This is a genomic window from Agrobacterium sp. 22-209-1 (assembly GCF_053522485.1).
In genome coordinates this window covers 449,662-464,987 of record NZ_JBNWCH010000003.1, presented here as the reverse complement: position 1 = coordinate 464,987, position 15,326 = coordinate 449,662, and the positions used below count along the sequence as shown (strand labels likewise).

Genomic DNA, 15,326 nt, shown 5'->3' with positions numbered 1-15,326 from the left:
GATTGCGATATGGCCAATACCATTCTCGAAATGCGGAACATCACCAAGACGTTTCCGGGCGTGAAAGCGCTTGAGAACGTCAATCTCAAGGTTAAAGAGGGTGAGATCCACGCACTCGTCGGTGAGAACGGCGCAGGGAAGTCGACCTTGATGAAGGTCCTTTCCGGTGTCTACCCCGCCGGTACCTATGAGGGCGAAATCCACTATGAAGGCGCAGTGCGAAACTTTCGCGCCATCAACGACAGCGAAGATATTGGTATCATCATCATTCACCAGGAGCTGGCGCTCGTACCGCTCCTGTCGATTGCAGAAAACATCTTCCTCGGCAACGAAGTCGCCACGAATGGCGTCATCAGCTGGCAGCAGACCTTCAACCGCACCCGCGAACTTTTAAAGAAGGTGGGCCTGAAGGAATCGCCGGAGACGCTGATCACCGATATCGGCGTCGGCAAGCAGCAGCTGGTCGAAATCGCCAAGGCGCTGTCGAAGAGCGTGAAGCTGCTTATCCTCGACGAGCCGACGGCGTCGCTTAACGAAAGCGATTCCGAGGCGCTGCTGAACCTGTTGATGGAATTCCGCAAGCAGGGCATGACCTCGATCATCATCACCCACAAGCTCAACGAAGTGCGCAAGGTGGCCGACCAGATCACCGTGCTGCGCGACGGCATGACGGTGAAGACACTCGACTGCCACCAGGAAGAAATCAGCGAGGATGTCATCATCCGCAACATGGTGGGGCGCGATCTCGAAGATCGTTATCCGCCGCGCGACGTGCCGATCGGCGAGACCATTTTCGAAGTGAAGAACTGGAACGCCTATCACCAGCAGCACCGCGACCGCCAGGTTCTGCATGATATCAACGTGACCGTGCGCAAGGGAGAAGTCGTTGGCATAGCCGGTCTGATGGGTGCCGGGCGCACCGAATTCGCCATGAGCGTGTTCGGCAAGTCCTATGGTCACAAGATCAGCGGCGAGGTGCTGATCGACGGCAAGCCCGTTGACGTCAGCACCGTGCGCAAGGCGATCGATGCCGGTCTTGCCTATGTGACGGAAGACCGCAAGCATCTCGGTCTCGTGCTCAACGACAACATCCTGCACAATACCACGCTTGCCAATCTGGCCGGTGTGTCGAATGCCAGCATCATCGACGACATCAAGGAAATGAAGGTGGCGAGCGATTTTCGCACGCGTCTTCGCATCCGGTCTTCAGGCATTTTCCAGGAAACGGTCAATCTTTCGGGCGGCAACCAGCAGAAGGTCGTGCTCTCCAAGTGGCTGTTCTCCGATCCCGATGTCCTGATCCTCGATGAACCGACCCGCGGTATCGATGTCGGCGCGAAATACGAAATTTACACCATCATCAACCAGCTCGCTGCCGACGGCAAAGGCGTTCTGATGATCTCATCGGAAATGCCCGAACTGCTCGGCAATTGCGACCGCATCTACGTCATGAACGAAGGCCGCATCGTCGCTGAATTGCCGAAGGGAGAGGCGAGCCAGGAAAGCATCATGCGCGCTATCATGCGCTCAGGGGAGAAGAACTCATGAGTTCGGCAAACACAACAAACGAAGAAAGTAACGTCGTCTCGGTCACGTCCTATATTCGCTCCAATATCCGCGAATACGGCATGTTGATCGCGCTCGTCGCCATCATGGTTTTCTTCCAGTTCTACACCGGCGGCATCCTGTTCCGCCCTGTGAACCTGACCAACCTCATCCTGCAGAACTCGTTCATCGTCATCATGGCGCTGGGCATGCTGCTGGTCATCGTGGCCGGGCATATCGACCTTTCGGTCGGCTCCATCGTCGCCTTTGTCGGCGCGATAGCCGCCATATTGACCGTGCAATGGGGTATGAACCCGTTTCTGGCGGCGCTGATTTGTCTTGTCATCGGCGGCATCATCGGTGCTGCCCAGGGTTACTGGATCGCCTATCACCGTATTCCGTCGTTCATCGTGACGCTGGCGGGCATGCTGGTGTTTCGCGGCCTGACGCTGTTTGTGCTTGGCGGCAAGAATATCGGCCCGTTCCCTGCCGATTTCCAGATCATCAGCACCGGCTTCCTGCCTGACATCGGCGGCATTGAAGGTCTCAACACCACCTCGATGATCCTGACGATACTGATTACGGTCGTCATGTTCTATCTCGCATGGCGTCGCCGCGTGGTGAACGTGAAGCACGGCATCAATGTCGAGCCTTTCGGTTTCTTCATCGCCGAGAACCTTTTGATTGCGGCCGCGATCCTGTTCCTCGGCTACCAGCTTTCCACCTATCGCGGCCTGCCGAACGTGCTGATCGTGATGCTGGTTCTGATCGCGCTTTATAGCTTCGTAACACGTCGCACCACCATCGGTCGCCGCGTCTACGCCATGGGCGGCAATGAGAAGGCGACCAAGCTTTCGGGTATCAACACCGAACGCCTGAGCTTCCTCACCTTCGTCAACATGGGCGTGCTGGCGGGTCTTGCCGGCATGATCATCGCGACCCGCCTCAACTCGGCAACGCCGAAGGCAGGTGTTGGCTTCGAGCTTGACGTCATCGCGGCCTGCTTCATCGGCGGCGCTTCGGCATCCGGCGGCGTTGGCAAGATCACCGGTGCTGTCATCGGCGCCTTCATCATGGGTGTCATGAACAACGGCATGTCGATCGTCGGCCTCGGCATCGACTTCCAGCAGATGGTCAAGGGCCTCGTGCTGCTCGCCGCCGTGTTCTTCGACGTCTACAACAAGAACAAGGGCTGATCGGCCCAACCCCTATCGCAGTCAAAAAAGTGGCCGGTTTCCGGCCACTTTCATAAGATGCAGGCGCAAGGCGCCGCTTAGAAGAGATAAAGGCGCCTAGCGCCGGAGGAAGGAAATCCCGTGCTCATTTCACAGATCAAAGATGCCAGCGGCAACATCACCGTAGCGGTTCGCGAAGAAGGCGGGCAGGCGCACGCCGTCAAGGGTGCGGCGTCGGTTTACGCGCTTGCCATGGAAGCCGCCAATGGCGGCAAGAGCCTTGCCGACGTCATTTCCGCCCATGGTCTCGGCGATGCCGTCGATCTTGAAAAGGCTTATGCCGAAGGTCGTTTCCTGCCGCCGATCACCCATCCCGATCCGGCGCATCTGCATCTGACCGGCACCGGCCTTACCCATCTGGGGTCGGCCGCGACCCGCGACAGCATGCACAAGAAGACCACGGAAGCGGCTGAAGAAAGCCTGACGGATTCCATGAAGATGTTCCGCATGGGTCTGGAAAACGGCAAGCCCAAGGCTGGCGAAAAGGGCGTTCAGCCCGAGTGGTTCTATAAGGGCAACGGTCATGTGGCGGCAGCACCGGGTGCGGCGCTCACCTCTCCATCCTTCGCGCTCGATGGTGGCGAAGAGCCTGAGATGGCCGGCATCTACGTGATTTCCGACAAGGGTGAAGCGGTGCGCATCGGTTTTGCCGTGTCGAACGAGTTTTCCGATCACGTCACCGAGCGGATCAACTATCTGTACCTCGCCCATTCCAAGCTGCGTCCGGCAAGCTTCGGCCCGGAAATCCGCGTCGGCGCCCCGCCGTCGGATATTCGCGGCACGTCGCGCATCCGTCGCGGCGACAAGGTCATCTTCGAAAAGCCCTTCGTTTCGGGTGAGGACAACATGTCCCACACCTTCGCGAACCTCGAATATCACCACTTCAAATACGGCCTGTTCCGCACCCCCGGTGACGTTCATGTGCATATGTTCGGCACCGCGACGCTTTCCTTCGCAGACGGCATCAAACCGGAAGCGGGCGACGTCTTCGAAATCGAAGCCGCCGGTTTCGGCCTGCCTCTGAAGAATCCGCTGGCCGTTGACGCGGAAGAAGAGATCAGCGTTCGGCAGATATGATCTGCAGGCCATCTTTGCGAATGATGGGGGGAGCTATTGCTCCCTCCATTCGTCCACACAAGGCCGGAATGACGCAAGTCATATTGTCTGCGTCAGGTTACCGTGGGGCAAAATCCTCCAGATGCGAAACATCCGCCAATGAGACAACGGCGCGGTTCTGCCAGTAATCGTCTTCCTTCAAATGCGTGATGCTTCCGGGGCGCGCCGGAAAGCTGACATAACCGGCGCTGTCGATCGGCATCTTGATCCATGCCGCGATGACGAATGTTAGAGCGAAGCCATGGGTCACGATGATCTGCGTGGCGCATGGCCGCGCGATGATCATTTCTACGGCCCGATATACCCTTTCGGCGAATTCGCGCCGGGTCTCGCCATCGGCTATGCCGCCGCGGTGATCCAGACGATTATGGTGCGGTGCCGGGATTTGGCGGTCGTCCAGCCATTGCTGCGGCATACCCTCGGCTTCGCCGTAGCTCATTTCCCGCAAGTCCCGCGTGAGCTCGATCGGCTGACCAAAGCCTTCGGCGATGATCTCGGCCGTCTGTGAGGCCCGAAGCAGGTCGGAGCTGAAGATTTCCACGGGCTCGCCGCCAACCAGCGTCGCCAGCCTGGCGGCCGCCGCTGCCGCACCGGCTCTGCCGAGCGGCGTCAGTTCGGTATCATACCAGCCGCCAACCTTGTTTTCGATGTGGTGAATGGATTGCGGGTGCGTCACCACAAAAATGTTCTTCACGATTGTCTCCTGTTGTCGTCAGGCCTGTTCAATTCCCCATAGCTTGCCTTCGCCAACTTCCACGGAGTTGCCCGCAGGGTCGCGGATATAAACGGAATAGCTGTCATTCGGCCAACGGTGGTAATGTTCGATTGGGATTCCGAATGCTTCAAAACGCGTCTTCCAGGCATCCACGTCCTGTTTGTCTTTCGCATAAAAGCAGAAGTGGCCTTCGCCTGCCGCGCCATGGCGGGGAATGGGATTTTCTGGATCAGCCTTGCGCGACTTCTCGGGATCGAAAACCAGCAACATCTGCTGCCCACATCTGAAAAACACAAATTGTCCGGGCAGTTTGCGGACGATCTCCAGCTCGAAGACATCCCGGTAAAAGGCTTCGGCGGCATCGAGATCGTCCACATAAATTGCGGTTTCCATGATGGCTGCTGGCGGTCGCATGGTCCCTCCGATGGTTCAGACGCGGTGGCGAATGATGGGCAAATGGCAGGCGGCGTCACGTCTTGTAGGTCAGCACCGTCAGATCGTGTTTGCCGACGCCACGTTCCAGAACGGTCCAGCCGCAGTTGACATAATAGTCTTCGAGTCCCCGCTGGCAGCAGAGATAGCTGGTCTCGTGGCCAAGTTCGGCCGCCCTTTGCGTCGCGGCCCGCAACAAGGCTCGCGCCACGCCCGAGCGCCGACGGTCTTCTTCCACCCACAGGGCTGCGACCCAGGGCAAATATTGCGGACGCTCTTCCAGGTCGCAATGAATGAGGAAGGAGGAGCCGACATAGTCGCCGCCGTCATGGGCGACAAAGCCGGTGGGCAGCGCATGGGGGTTGGTCATGTCCTTCAGGTGCTCGGCGACGTCGCCCACCTGCAGGCCGCTATCCTGCCACCAGGCCGTCCAGACCCTTTCTGCTATGATGGGTCCATGCGACTGGCAGTCGCGATAGTCGGAAATGCTGTACAATGCCGTCTCCCGGCCGACTTTCCTCCCGCGGGTGGAAGCCGGATCGTGCTTTCAAATCGATGCGGGGATTAAACCGGGTGGGACGGCGTTTCGCAACCGCCAACTTGTCGCGTCGGATCAGAGTTTCGTTGCCGTCACATGCAGCCATGCGGTCGGGAGCTGGTCGTAACCGCTGCCCTGCCTTGCCTCGATCTCCACCATCGCCCAGCCAAACTGGCCGTAAACGTCTTCAAGCCAGGGCTTCGAAGGGTAATTGTAATAACGGCCGAACATGTCGCGGCCTTCCGCTTCTCCCGCCTTGAAGCTGGCGTAAAAAACGCCGCCCCGTTTCAGCGCGATGTGGATGCGACCGATAATGCCCGGCAGGGCAGGGCGGGGCACATGCAGCAGGCAGGCATTGGCCCAGACGCCGTCATATCGCTCACGCTCGTCGATATCCTCGAACAGCAATGTCCGGACAGGAATGCCGAGCCGGGCCTGCGCCGCTTTGGCGATTTCAGGCGTTCCATCGGTGGGGTGGACATCGTAACCGGCGGCCAGCATGAATTCGCTGTCCTGCCCGCCGCCGCATCCCAGTTCGAGAATGCTTGCACCCTCGTGAAGCCGCGCCAGGAATGTTTCCAGATGCGGGCGATCTGCCGCCTGCCCGCGCGAGGTATAGGCTGCGGCGTTACCCGTATAAAAGCCGATTGTATCGTCGTCCTTGGCAACCATGGTCTCAGCTTTGCGACTGGCTCTGGCCCTGCGATTGCTGCACGGTGACCGACACATTCAGGGTCTCACCGGCAGGGCCGACGCGCATACCGGATATAGGCGCGCAATCGCGGTAGCAGAGGCCGGATGCGATGCGGACGTAACGGTCATCGGGGCAGATATTGTTGGCAGCGTCGAAGCCCACCCAGCCCAGCCCCTGAAGATGAACCTCGGCCCAGGCGTGGGTGGCGGTCTGTTCCTCCACCTCTTCCATCATCAGATAACCGGAAACATAACGCGCGGGCAGGCCCATCAGCCGGGCTGCGGAAATCAGGATATGGGCATGGTCCTGGCAGACGCCCTTGCCCGCTTCCAGCGCCGCTTCCGCCGTGGTTTCGATATCGGTCGCGCCGGGCATATACTCCACCTTGCGGTGAATATTTTCCATGAGGTCGTGCAGGCGGGCCAGCTCGCTGTCGCCGGCGCTCACCTTCACCAGTTCGCGCACCAGCTTTCCCGGTTTGGTAAGCGGCGTCTCGCGCAGGAAAAGCCAGAGCGGTGCGTTGCCGATGTGGTGTCCGAACACGCCCGCCTTGTCCTGCGTGCTCACCGTGCCGCTTGCCACGACCTTCACCCGCTTTTGCGGGCCTTCGGTTTCCACCAGCGCAACGCGGTTGCCGAAATGGTCGTCATAGGCCACTTCGACGGTGGCGCCATCGACCGAGACATCCCAGTTTTCCACCGTCTGGCCCGGGCCGGTCTGCGGCGTCAGGCGCAGCCGCTGCAACGCATAGGGCATCGGCTCGTCATAGACATATTCCGTCGTATGGGTGATTTTCAGACGCATAAGCTGTCCCCGTCCACGCGCTTATTGATAGAAGCGGTAGCCTTCCGTGATTTCCTGTCCCAGTTGGCCGTTGCGGTTGACGAACCTCTCCAGAAATTCGTGCAGGCCCTCGTCCATGACCCGGGCGATGGTGGTCGCGCGCAGGCTGTCGCGAATGCTTTCCGCCGTGTCATGCGCCTTGTGCCTCTCGCTGTAATCCTCGGCTATATGGTTGAGGTTGCTGGCGATCTTTTCATAACAATAGGCCAGCGAGCGCGGCATGCGGCCATTGAGAATGAGGAAGTCGGCAATATTGGCCGGCTTGTATTCCGCATCGTAGACCCAGCCATAGGAACGGTGCGCCGAGACCGAACGCAGGATGGATTCCCACTGCGCATTGTCCAGCGACGACCCCACATGGGCGACCGCCGGCAGCAGCACGTAATATTTGACGTCGAGAATGCGCGCCGTGTTGTCCGCCCGCTCGATGAACGTGCCAATGCGGGAGAAATTGTAAAGATCGTTGCGCAGCATCGAGCCGTGGAAGGCGCCACGCACCAGACCGGCGCGATGTTTGATGACATCGATTGTCTGCGGCAGTTCCGCGTGGTTGAGCTTGCGGCCGAGGATATTCTTCAGCTCGATCCAGAATTCATTGGTGGCTTCCCATGTCTCGCGCGTCAGCGCCGTGCGCACCATGCGGGCGTTGTTGCGGCCCGCCTCTATGCAGGACATGACGCTGGAAGGGTTCGATTTTTCCCGAAGCAGATAATCGATCGCATCCGCCGTCGTCACCTTCTCTTGCTTTTCGAGAAAGGCTTCGCGCACGCCCGCACTTTGCAGCACGCCATCCCAATCCTCATCGCCGCTGCCGCTGCGCGTCAATGAAACGCGCAGGCCCGCATCGATCAGCCGGGCGATGTTTTCAGCGCGCTCGATGTACCGGAACATCCAGTAGAGCCCGTTTGCCGTTCTGCCCAGCATGGCTTAATCCTCCAGTACCCAGGTATCCTTGGTGCCACCGCCCTGGCTGGAATTGACCACCAGCGAGCCCTTTTTCAGCGCCACGCGGGTCAGGCCGCCGGGAATGATCTGCACCTTGTCCGAGACGAGCACGTAGGGGCGCAGATCGACATGGCGCGGCGCGATGCCGTTTTTCACCATGATCGGCACGGTGGAGAGCGACAGCGTCGGCTGCGCGATGTAATTCGAGGGGCGCGCCCGCAGCTTATCGGCAAACAGTGCGCGTTCGCGTTTCGTCGCCGTGGGGCCGACCAGCATGCCGTAACCGCCCGAACCGTGGACTTCCTTGACAACCAGTTCGGCGAGGTTGTCGAGCACATATTTCAGGCTGTCGGGCTCGGAACAGCGCCAGGTCGGCACGTTTTCCAGGAGCGGCTTGCGGCCGGTATAGAACTCGACGATCTCGGGCATGTAGGAATAGATCGCCTTGTCGTCGGAAATGCCGGTGCCGGGGGCATTGGCGATGGTGATGTTGCCGGCGCGGTAGACATCCATGATGCCGGGCACGCCGAGCGCCGAATCCGGCCGGAAGGTCAGCGGATCGAGGAAGTCGTCGTCGACGCGACGATAGAGAACATCGATTGCTTCATAACCGCGGGTGGTGCGCATCTTGACCTTGCCGTCCATGACACGCAGGTCGGATCCTTCCACCAGCTCCACGCCCATCATGTCGGCGAGGAAGGAATGTTCGTAATAGGCGGAATTGTAGATGCCGGGGGTCAGCACCGCGACGCGCGGCTTGCCGGTGCAGCCAGGCGGGGCGAGCGAGGCGAGCGACTGGCGCAGCAGATAGGGGTAATCCTCCACCCGCCGCACGCGGTTTTCATGGAAGAGTTCTGGGAACATCTGCATCATCGTTTCGCGATTTTCCAGCATGTAGCTGACACCGGAAGGCGTGCGGGCATTGTCTTCCAGAACGTAGAACTGGTCTTCGCCGGTGCGGACAATGTCAGTGCCGACAATGTGGGTATAGACACCGCCGGGCGGGGTGAAGCCGATCATTTCCGGCAGGAACGCTTCGTTCTTCTCGATGATTTCGCGGGGAATGCGCCCGGCGCGGATGATTTCCTGTTTGTGATAGATATCGTCGAGGAAAGCATTGAGGGCGAGGACGCGTTGTTCGATGCCCTGGGCCAGTTTGCGCCACTCGCGGCCGGAGATGATGCGCGGGATGATATCGAAGGGGATCAGTTTTTCTGAACTGTCGGCATGGCCATAGACTGCGAAAGTAATACCGGTTTTTCGAAAGATGTTTTCCGCGTCTTTTGATTTCTGGATCAGGTGCGCCCTGTCCTGTCGGCTGTACCACTCGTTATAGTTTTCATATGGGCTTCGCGGCGTGTCGTCCGCATTTATCATTTCGTCAAATGCCAACTTCGATGTCCCCTTTTTTGCCATTTGAATACAACGAGAAATGCAATGCAAGAACTATGCAGGCCTCCCCGAGAAGATTTTTTGTCGCCTTAGAGTTTTAAAAAAGAAGCGTTTTTTGAGTTTCAGCCTATAAATGCGGCATTGGCAAATTGGTTGCGCGGTGGCGAGGGGTGTAATGAGGTGGCCGTGCTGTGTACGCCCTGGGCGAATGCATAAATTTTAGTCGGTCGCTTTCGGTTGAAGAATGTCGGACGTTGCATCAGAAAATCTGAAAGATGTGATCACCAAAACACCTTTGACCTTTTTTTCGGATGCGGATACCGCCTTGCTGAATACTCAGCTCGATCACGCGCGGGTTTTGCGTCAAGTCGAAGAAGTGTCAATTCGCCGCCTGTCCTACACCGCGTTCGGTTACGGGCATCGTGCGGCACAGGGGATGTTCCCATGTCGCTCGACCGTCTGGCTCCGGCCATCTTCGTCTTTCTCTGGTCGACCGGCTGGGTCACCGCCAAATATGCGGTCTATTATACCGGACCGCTCACCTTTCTCTGTCTGCGCTATCTGCTGGCGGGGGCGCTACTGTGGGCGATCTGCCGCGTTTCCTCCATCCAGTGGCCTCAGCGACGTGCCGATGTCTTCCGGGCGATCCTGTCCGGCGTCTTCCTGCACGGCCTTTATCTCGGCATGATCTGGTGGGCGATCGGGCAGGGCGTGCCGGCGGCGATCGGCGGTATCATCGCCGGTCTGCAGCCGCTGATGACGGCGGTGGCCGCCCGTTTCATGATCGGTGAGAAAATCTCGCCCCTGCAGCGCGCCGGCCTGCTTATCGGCTTTGCCGGCATCGCCATTGCCGTGCTGCCGAAGGTCATGGCCACCGGTGCTGTCGGCCTGTCGGTGCCGCTCTACGCCGTGGCGGTCAATGTGCTGGGCATGACGTCGGTGACCTATGGCACGCTCTACCAGAAGAAATATGTCCATGGCGGAAACATCATGGCAGTAGCCACGCTGCAATATGTCGGTGCGTTGCTGGTCACCGTTCCCTTCGCGCTTCTGCTGGAGGATGGGCATGTGGACTGGAGCCTTGGCCTTGCCGCCACGCTTGCTTGGTCCGTGGGTGCGATCTCCATCGGCGCCGTGGCGTTGCTTCTTTATCTGATCCGGCGCGGGCAGGTCTCGCGGGCCGCCTCGCTGATCTATCTCGTGCCGCCGCTTGCCGCCGTGGAAGCCGCGCTGCTTTTCGGCGAAACGCTGACACCCGCCATGATTGCCGGCACCGTTCTGGCGGTAACGGGGGTTTATCTCGCCAATCGCAGGCCTGCCGCAGCGGTTGCGACGCGTTAATTACTACAACCGCATATTAGGGGTTTGTTAACCATAAAATTATACCTCTCGTTAATCCAAAGATTTGGCGGGGGTTACATGTCTATTTCACGTCGTGGTGTTCTGTTCGGATTGCCGTTGTTCCTGGCTGGCTGCGCGAATACCGGTATTGGTCAGCAGAGGCTGAATTATGCGGCAAAGCCGGAGGAGAAATTCCCGCTTCCCGCCATGCATCTCGACAAGGTCAAGCCGGAGCTTCGTCGGCAGGAAGTCAGCTACGACACCAGACACCCGGCAGGAACGGTTGTCGTGGATACGCCGGCGCGGCGGCTTTATTACGTTATGGGCGATGGCCGCGCCATGCGTTATGGCGTCGGTGTCGGCCGGCAGGGTCTTGCACTGAAGGGCGATGCCTATATCGGCCGCAAGGCGGAATGGCCGTCCTGGACGCCGACTGCGAACATGATGCGCCGTGATCCGCGCAATCTGAAATTCGCCGGCGGTATGGCGGGCGGCCCGAATAATCCGCTCGGCGCACGCGCGCTCTATCTCTATCGCGGCGGCAACGACACCATGTTCCGTCTGCACGGCACCAACCAGCCGCAATCCATCGGCCACGCCATGTCGAGCGGCTGCATTCGCATGCTGAACCACGACATCATCGATCTTTACAGCCGCGTGCCGGTGGGTTCGAAGGTTGTTGTCTTGCAGGCATGAGGAAGAGGCGGATTTTTCCGCCTTTGGCACGCCAGAAAATGCCTGTATCCTTGAGTTGATTTTTTTTTGGCAAAAGGTCAATTTTGCGCTTGAAAATCAACCATGTGTAGAATGCCTCCCTTTCTGTATTTAAGGGAGTTCTGCTATATCGGAAACGTGATTTCCGGTGTTAGAGACGTGTATCCATAAAGGCGTAAATGCACTGTATCGAGCGCGGCACCACTTCAACGGGGACACATGACCATGGCAACTTTCGACTCTCTCTCCCGCTATCGCCCGCAGGCGCTCGGGGCGCTGCGCATCATGACGGCGCTACTTTTCATTTCGCATGGAACGCAGAAGCTGTTCGGTTTTCCGGCATCGCAGATGGAAGGCTCCCTGCCGACAATGCTGCTCGTGGCGGCGCTTCTGGAATTCGTCGGCGGCGTTCTCGTGCTGATCGGCCTGTTCACGCGTCCGGTCGCCTTTATCCTGTCCGGTCAGATGGCCGTTGCCTATTTCATCGCGCATGGACCGAAGAGCTTCTTCCCGGCCCTGAACGGTGGCGACGCCGCCATTCTGTTCTGCTTCATCTTCCTCTATCTGTTCGTTGCCGGTCCAGGCGCTTTCTCTGTGGATGAGCGCCGCGCCTGATTGGCCGAGATGGTCACTGATCTTTATCAAGGCCCCGCATGGCTGGAGCCATGCGGGGCCTTGTGTCTTGAAGTGGCAGAAACTTCGGCCGTCGCCGAAGCATTGGTGCGTGTTTTCGGGTTAGCAACGGTTCATCCTGAACGACGTTGGAAGATCGATCCGTGACCCCTCAGAACACCATAGCCCGTGAATTGCTGTTTCTCGCCTTGCTGTCCACGCTGTGGGCCGCATCCTATACTTTCATCAAGATCGGGGTGGAGACGATACCGCCGATCACCTTCATCGCGTCGCGTACGATGATAGCCGGTCTGCTGCTATATGCGGTGATCCGCCTGCGCGGGCTGCGCCTGCCCACGGATTTGGCGACGTGGCGGCTGTTTTTCATTCAGGCCTGCATCAACAGCGTTCTGCCTTTCACATTAATCGCCTGGGCGGAACAGAGCATCGATGCCGGGCTTGCCGTCATTCTCAATGCAACGACGCCGATCTTCACCTTTCTTCTCACCGCGCTGGTCATCCGGCACGAGGCGGTCAGCGGGCGCAAGCTGTTCGGCACCATTGCCGGCATGACGGGCGTTTGCATGATCATTGGCATGGAAGCGTTGGGCGGTGCGGGCGAGGCTATATGGAGCCAGCTTGCCGTGCTGACGGCGGCGTTTTCCTATGCCTGTGCTGCGATATTCGGCAAGAACTTCAAGGGGCTTGATCCGATCATGCCGGCTGCCGGCTCGTTGATCTGTGGTGCCGTGCTGCTGTTGCCCGTCAGCCTGATCGTTGATCGGCCGTGGACCTTGTCGCCTTCGGCGGCGTCTTTGATGGCACTTGGGTGCCTCAGCGTCTTCTCAACGGCGCTCGCCTTCATGATCTATTTCCGGCTGATGCAGACGCTCGGTTCGGTCGGCACCACCTCGCAGGCGTATCTGCGGGTCCCGGTCGGTGTCGCCATCGGCATGGTGTTTCTGGGGGAGGTGCCGACCCCGGTCATGTGGGTGGGGCTCGTCTGCGTGATCGCCGGCGTGCTGGCCATGACCTTGCCGTCACGACGCCGGGCGGTTGGGCAGGGCGGTTGAGGCAAAGAAAAGCCCCGCAAAGCCTGGGCTTGCGGGGTGAAATTTAAAAGCGCCTGGGTGCACGACAACCGCATGTAGACCGAGCGGGTGCCGCTTGTTTCTTCTCCCCGAGGGGGAGAAGTCCGCGGCAGCGGGATGAGGGGGCGCCCCTCGCCGGATTTCGGAGAGCTTGCCCCCTCATCCGACCCTTCGGGCCACCTTCTCCCCGGCGGGGAGAAGAAAGGCGCGGCAGCGCCGAGCGCCTCAGGCCGACTTAGCGGTTGCGGCCGCGATTGCCGTTGCCGGAAGCGCGTTTTTCCTGGCCGTTGCCGCCAGCGGGTGCGTGGCGATTGGCGCCGCTGCCGCCGGGCTTGCGGGCCGGGCGGCGGTGCTTGCGCGGGCCGGCCGGACGGCCTGCATCGCCTTCTGCCTGCTTCACGCGTTTGAAGTCGGAGGTGACTTCCAGATCGTTGTCGGCATCGCGCGGCGCATGGTGGCGGGACGGGCGGGATTCGCCGTTGTGACGGCCGCCTTCACGCGGGCCGCGCTGCTGGCCGCCATTGTTGTTGCGGCCGCCACGGTTGTTGTTGGGGCGCGTCGGGCTGGCAAGCACGGACGGGCGTTCGCCCGAGGCAACCGGAATATCGATCTTCATCAGCTTTTCGATGTCGTGCAGCAGGCGGGTTTCGTCCGGTGCGCAGAAAGCGATGGCGATGCCGTCACGGCCAGCGCGGGCGGTACGGCCGATGCGGTGAACATAGGCGTCAGGCACTTCCGGCAGGTCGTAGTTGAAGACGTGCGTCACAGCCGGAATGTCGATGCCGCGGGCGGCAACGTCGGTTGCAACCAGAACCTTGATATCACCGTCCTTGAAGCCCTTCAGTGCCCGCTCCCGCTGGCCCTGGCTCTTGTTGCCATGGATGGAAGCGACCTTGAAGCCGATATGTTCGAGATGCTTGTAGAGCTTTTCCGCGCCATGCTTGGTGCGCAGGAAAACGATGGCGCGGCCATCCGGGTTTTCGTTCAGCGACTTTTTCAGGAGATCGGTCTTGTCGTTCTTGCCGGCAACGAAATGCACATATTGCTCGACCTTGTCGGCAGCCTTGCCCGGAGGCGTGACTTCGACCTTGACCGGATCGGTCAGGTAGCTGTGCGACAGATCGGCAATCGCCTTCGGCATGGTGGCCGAGAACAAAAGCGTCTGGCGCTTGGCCGGAACCATTCTGGAAATCTTGCGCAGATCGTGGATGAAGCCGAGATCGAGCATCTGGTCCGCTTCATCGAGCACCAGATAGGTAACCTTGGAGAGCGAGATGGCGTTGCGGGCGATGAGGTCCAGCAGACGGCCGGGGGTGGCCACCAGAATGTCCGTGCCCTTTTCGAGCTGGAGCTGCTGCTTGTTGATCGATGCGCCACCGACAACCTGGTTGATGCGCAGCGGCGTCTTCTTCACGAAGGAGCGCAGGTTTTCGCCGATCTGGTTCACCAGCTCGCGGGTGGGGGCGAGGATGAGGGTGCGGCAGGTGCGGTTTGCCGGGCGGTCGGCCTGCTTCATCAGCATTTCGATGATCGGAAGGCCGAAAGCGGCGGTCTTGCCGGTGCCGGTCTGTGCGAGGCCGATCAGGTCGCGGCCTTCAAGCAGCAGCGGAATGGCCTTTGCCTGAATAGGGGTGGGAGCGGTATAGCCAAGCTGGGTAACGCTGGCCACGATCTTTTCGGAGAGGCCGAGTTCGCTAAAACTGGTCAATATAATGCCTTTCGGGGCGCCAAAAACCAATCGTCCGGAACAGGGTAGCTGTCCGGCGGTTTCGGCGTCAAGAACCCCGCGTGAATTGGGAACTTGTGGGTTGGAATAACTTTCTGCGCATCAGTGCGGCACATGCCGTCTTCTGTATTCTCTGCGCTTTTCCTTCATGCGGGCCGGATACCTTAAGGGTGTTTTCCGGTCATACGCTGCAGCTCACGCGGCTGCCGAAGGTGAAAGCTTGACGGGGATGTGGGCGTTTTGCGCATCAAAGTCAAGCGATAGTTTTGTAACATGGCCGCAGGCGGGCGCATGGCAGCCATGCGCATCGGTGGCCGGCGATTGCCGCAACGACGCGGGTGCAGCCGAAGAATTATGGTTAAAAAAGGGTAACGACACCCTCGAATA

General features: G+C 59.5%; 15 protein-coding genes. 7 read left to right on the top strand and 8 right to left on the bottom strand.

The window, feature by feature from the left end; genetic code table 11:
• Positions 1–9 precede the first annotated feature (9 nt).
• From gguA to araD1, 3 genes are all read left to right on the top strand, one after another.
• Complete coding sequence (gguA, locus tag ACQZ48_RS10085) at positions 10–1,548, top strand: sugar ABC transporter ATP-binding protein GguA (protein WP_077981485.1); 1,539 nt, start codon at positions 10–12, stop codon at positions 1,546–1,548.
• Entirely contained in the window at positions 1,545–2,741 is a 1,197-nt protein-coding gene (gguB, locus tag ACQZ48_RS10080; protein WP_077981486.1) for a sugar ABC transporter permease GguB, read from the top strand. Before gguA ends, gguB begins: the two co-directional genes overlap by 4 nt.
• Before the next feature lie 120 nt (positions 2,742–2,861).
• The gene (araD1, locus tag ACQZ48_RS10075; RefSeq protein WP_191218310.1) at positions 2,862–3,857 is read left to right on the top strand and encodes a 2-keto-3-deoxy-L-arabinonate dehydratase AraD1; all 996 of its coding nucleotides are present in this window, start codon (positions 2,862–2,864) and stop codon (positions 3,855–3,857) included.
• Positions 3,858–3,954: 97 nt separating this feature from the next.
• On the opposite strand, the gene ACQZ48_RS10070 is transcribed toward araD1, so the two are convergent.
• From ACQZ48_RS10070 to ACQZ48_RS10040, 7 genes are all read right to left on the bottom strand, one after another.
• Positions 3,955–4,590 carry a histidine phosphatase family protein gene (locus ACQZ48_RS10070; protein WP_077981488.1) on the bottom strand — a complete coding sequence of 212 codons (636 nt, stop codon included), beginning with the start codon at positions 4,588–4,590 and terminating at the stop codon, positions 3,955–3,957.
• An 18-nt stretch (positions 4,591–4,608) separates the two neighbouring features.
• A complete protein-coding gene (locus ACQZ48_RS10065; protein WP_077981489.1) occupies positions 4,609–5,025 on the bottom strand; it encodes a VOC family protein in 417 nt (138 codons plus the stop codon).
• A 55-nt stretch (positions 5,026–5,080) separates the two neighbouring features.
• The gene (locus tag ACQZ48_RS10060; RefSeq protein ID WP_191218308.1) at positions 5,081–5,539 is read right to left on the bottom strand and encodes a GNAT family N-acetyltransferase; all 459 of its coding nucleotides are present in this window, start codon (positions 5,537–5,539) and stop codon (positions 5,081–5,083) included.
• A 117-nt stretch (positions 5,540–5,656) separates the two neighbouring features.
• The gene (locus ACQZ48_RS10055) at positions 5,657–6,253 is read right to left on the bottom strand and encodes a class I SAM-dependent methyltransferase (RefSeq protein ID WP_191218307.1); all 597 of its coding nucleotides are present in this window, start codon (positions 6,251–6,253) and stop codon (positions 5,657–5,659) included.
• Positions 6,254–6,257: 4 nt separating this feature from the next.
• Positions 6,258–7,079, bottom strand: a complete 822-nt coding sequence (locus ACQZ48_RS10050; protein ID WP_077981492.1) for a transglutaminase family protein — start codon at positions 7,077–7,079, stop codon at positions 6,258–6,260.
• A 21-nt stretch (positions 7,080–7,100) separates the two neighbouring features.
• Positions 7,101–8,042, bottom strand: coding sequence for an alpha-E domain-containing protein (locus ACQZ48_RS10045; RefSeq protein ID WP_077981493.1), 942 nt, complete (start codon positions 8,040–8,042; stop codon positions 7,101–7,103).
• A gap of 3 nt (positions 8,043–8,045) precedes the next feature.
• Positions 8,046–9,455, bottom strand: a complete 1,410-nt coding sequence (locus tag ACQZ48_RS10040) for a circularly permuted type 2 ATP-grasp protein (RefSeq protein ID WP_162520313.1) — start codon at positions 9,453–9,455, stop codon at positions 8,046–8,048.
• 444 nt (positions 9,456–9,899) lie between these two features.
• Here ACQZ48_RS10040 and ACQZ48_RS10035 point away from each other — a divergent pair, with 444 nt between their 5' ends.
• The 4 genes from ACQZ48_RS10035 (at position 9,900) to ACQZ48_RS10020 (ending at position 13,195) form a co-directional block, all read left to right on the top strand.
• Entirely contained in the window at positions 9,900–10,796 is an 897-nt protein-coding gene (locus tag ACQZ48_RS10035; RefSeq protein WP_077981494.1) for a DMT family transporter, read from the top strand.
• Between the two features lie 78 nt (positions 10,797–10,874).
• The gene (locus ACQZ48_RS10030; protein ID WP_077981495.1) at positions 10,875–11,492 is read left to right on the top strand and encodes a L,D-transpeptidase; all 618 of its coding nucleotides are present in this window, start codon (positions 10,875–10,877) and stop codon (positions 11,490–11,492) included.
• Between the two features lie 243 nt (positions 11,493–11,735).
• Entirely contained in the window at positions 11,736–12,125 is a 390-nt protein-coding gene (locus ACQZ48_RS10025) for a DoxX family protein (RefSeq protein ID WP_165691093.1), read from the top strand.
• A gap of 161 nt (positions 12,126–12,286) precedes the next feature.
• Positions 12,287–13,195, top strand: coding sequence for an EamA family transporter (locus ACQZ48_RS10020; RefSeq protein ID WP_191218306.1), 909 nt, complete (start codon positions 12,287–12,289; stop codon positions 13,193–13,195).
• Between the two features lie 253 nt (positions 13,196–13,448).
• On the opposite strand, the gene ACQZ48_RS10015 is transcribed toward ACQZ48_RS10020, so the two are convergent.
• Complete coding sequence (locus tag ACQZ48_RS10015; RefSeq protein ID WP_080789972.1) at positions 13,449–14,921, bottom strand: DEAD/DEAH box helicase; 1,473 nt, start codon at positions 14,919–14,921, stop codon at positions 13,449–13,451.
• Between the last annotated feature and the right edge of the window lie 405 nt (positions 14,922–15,326).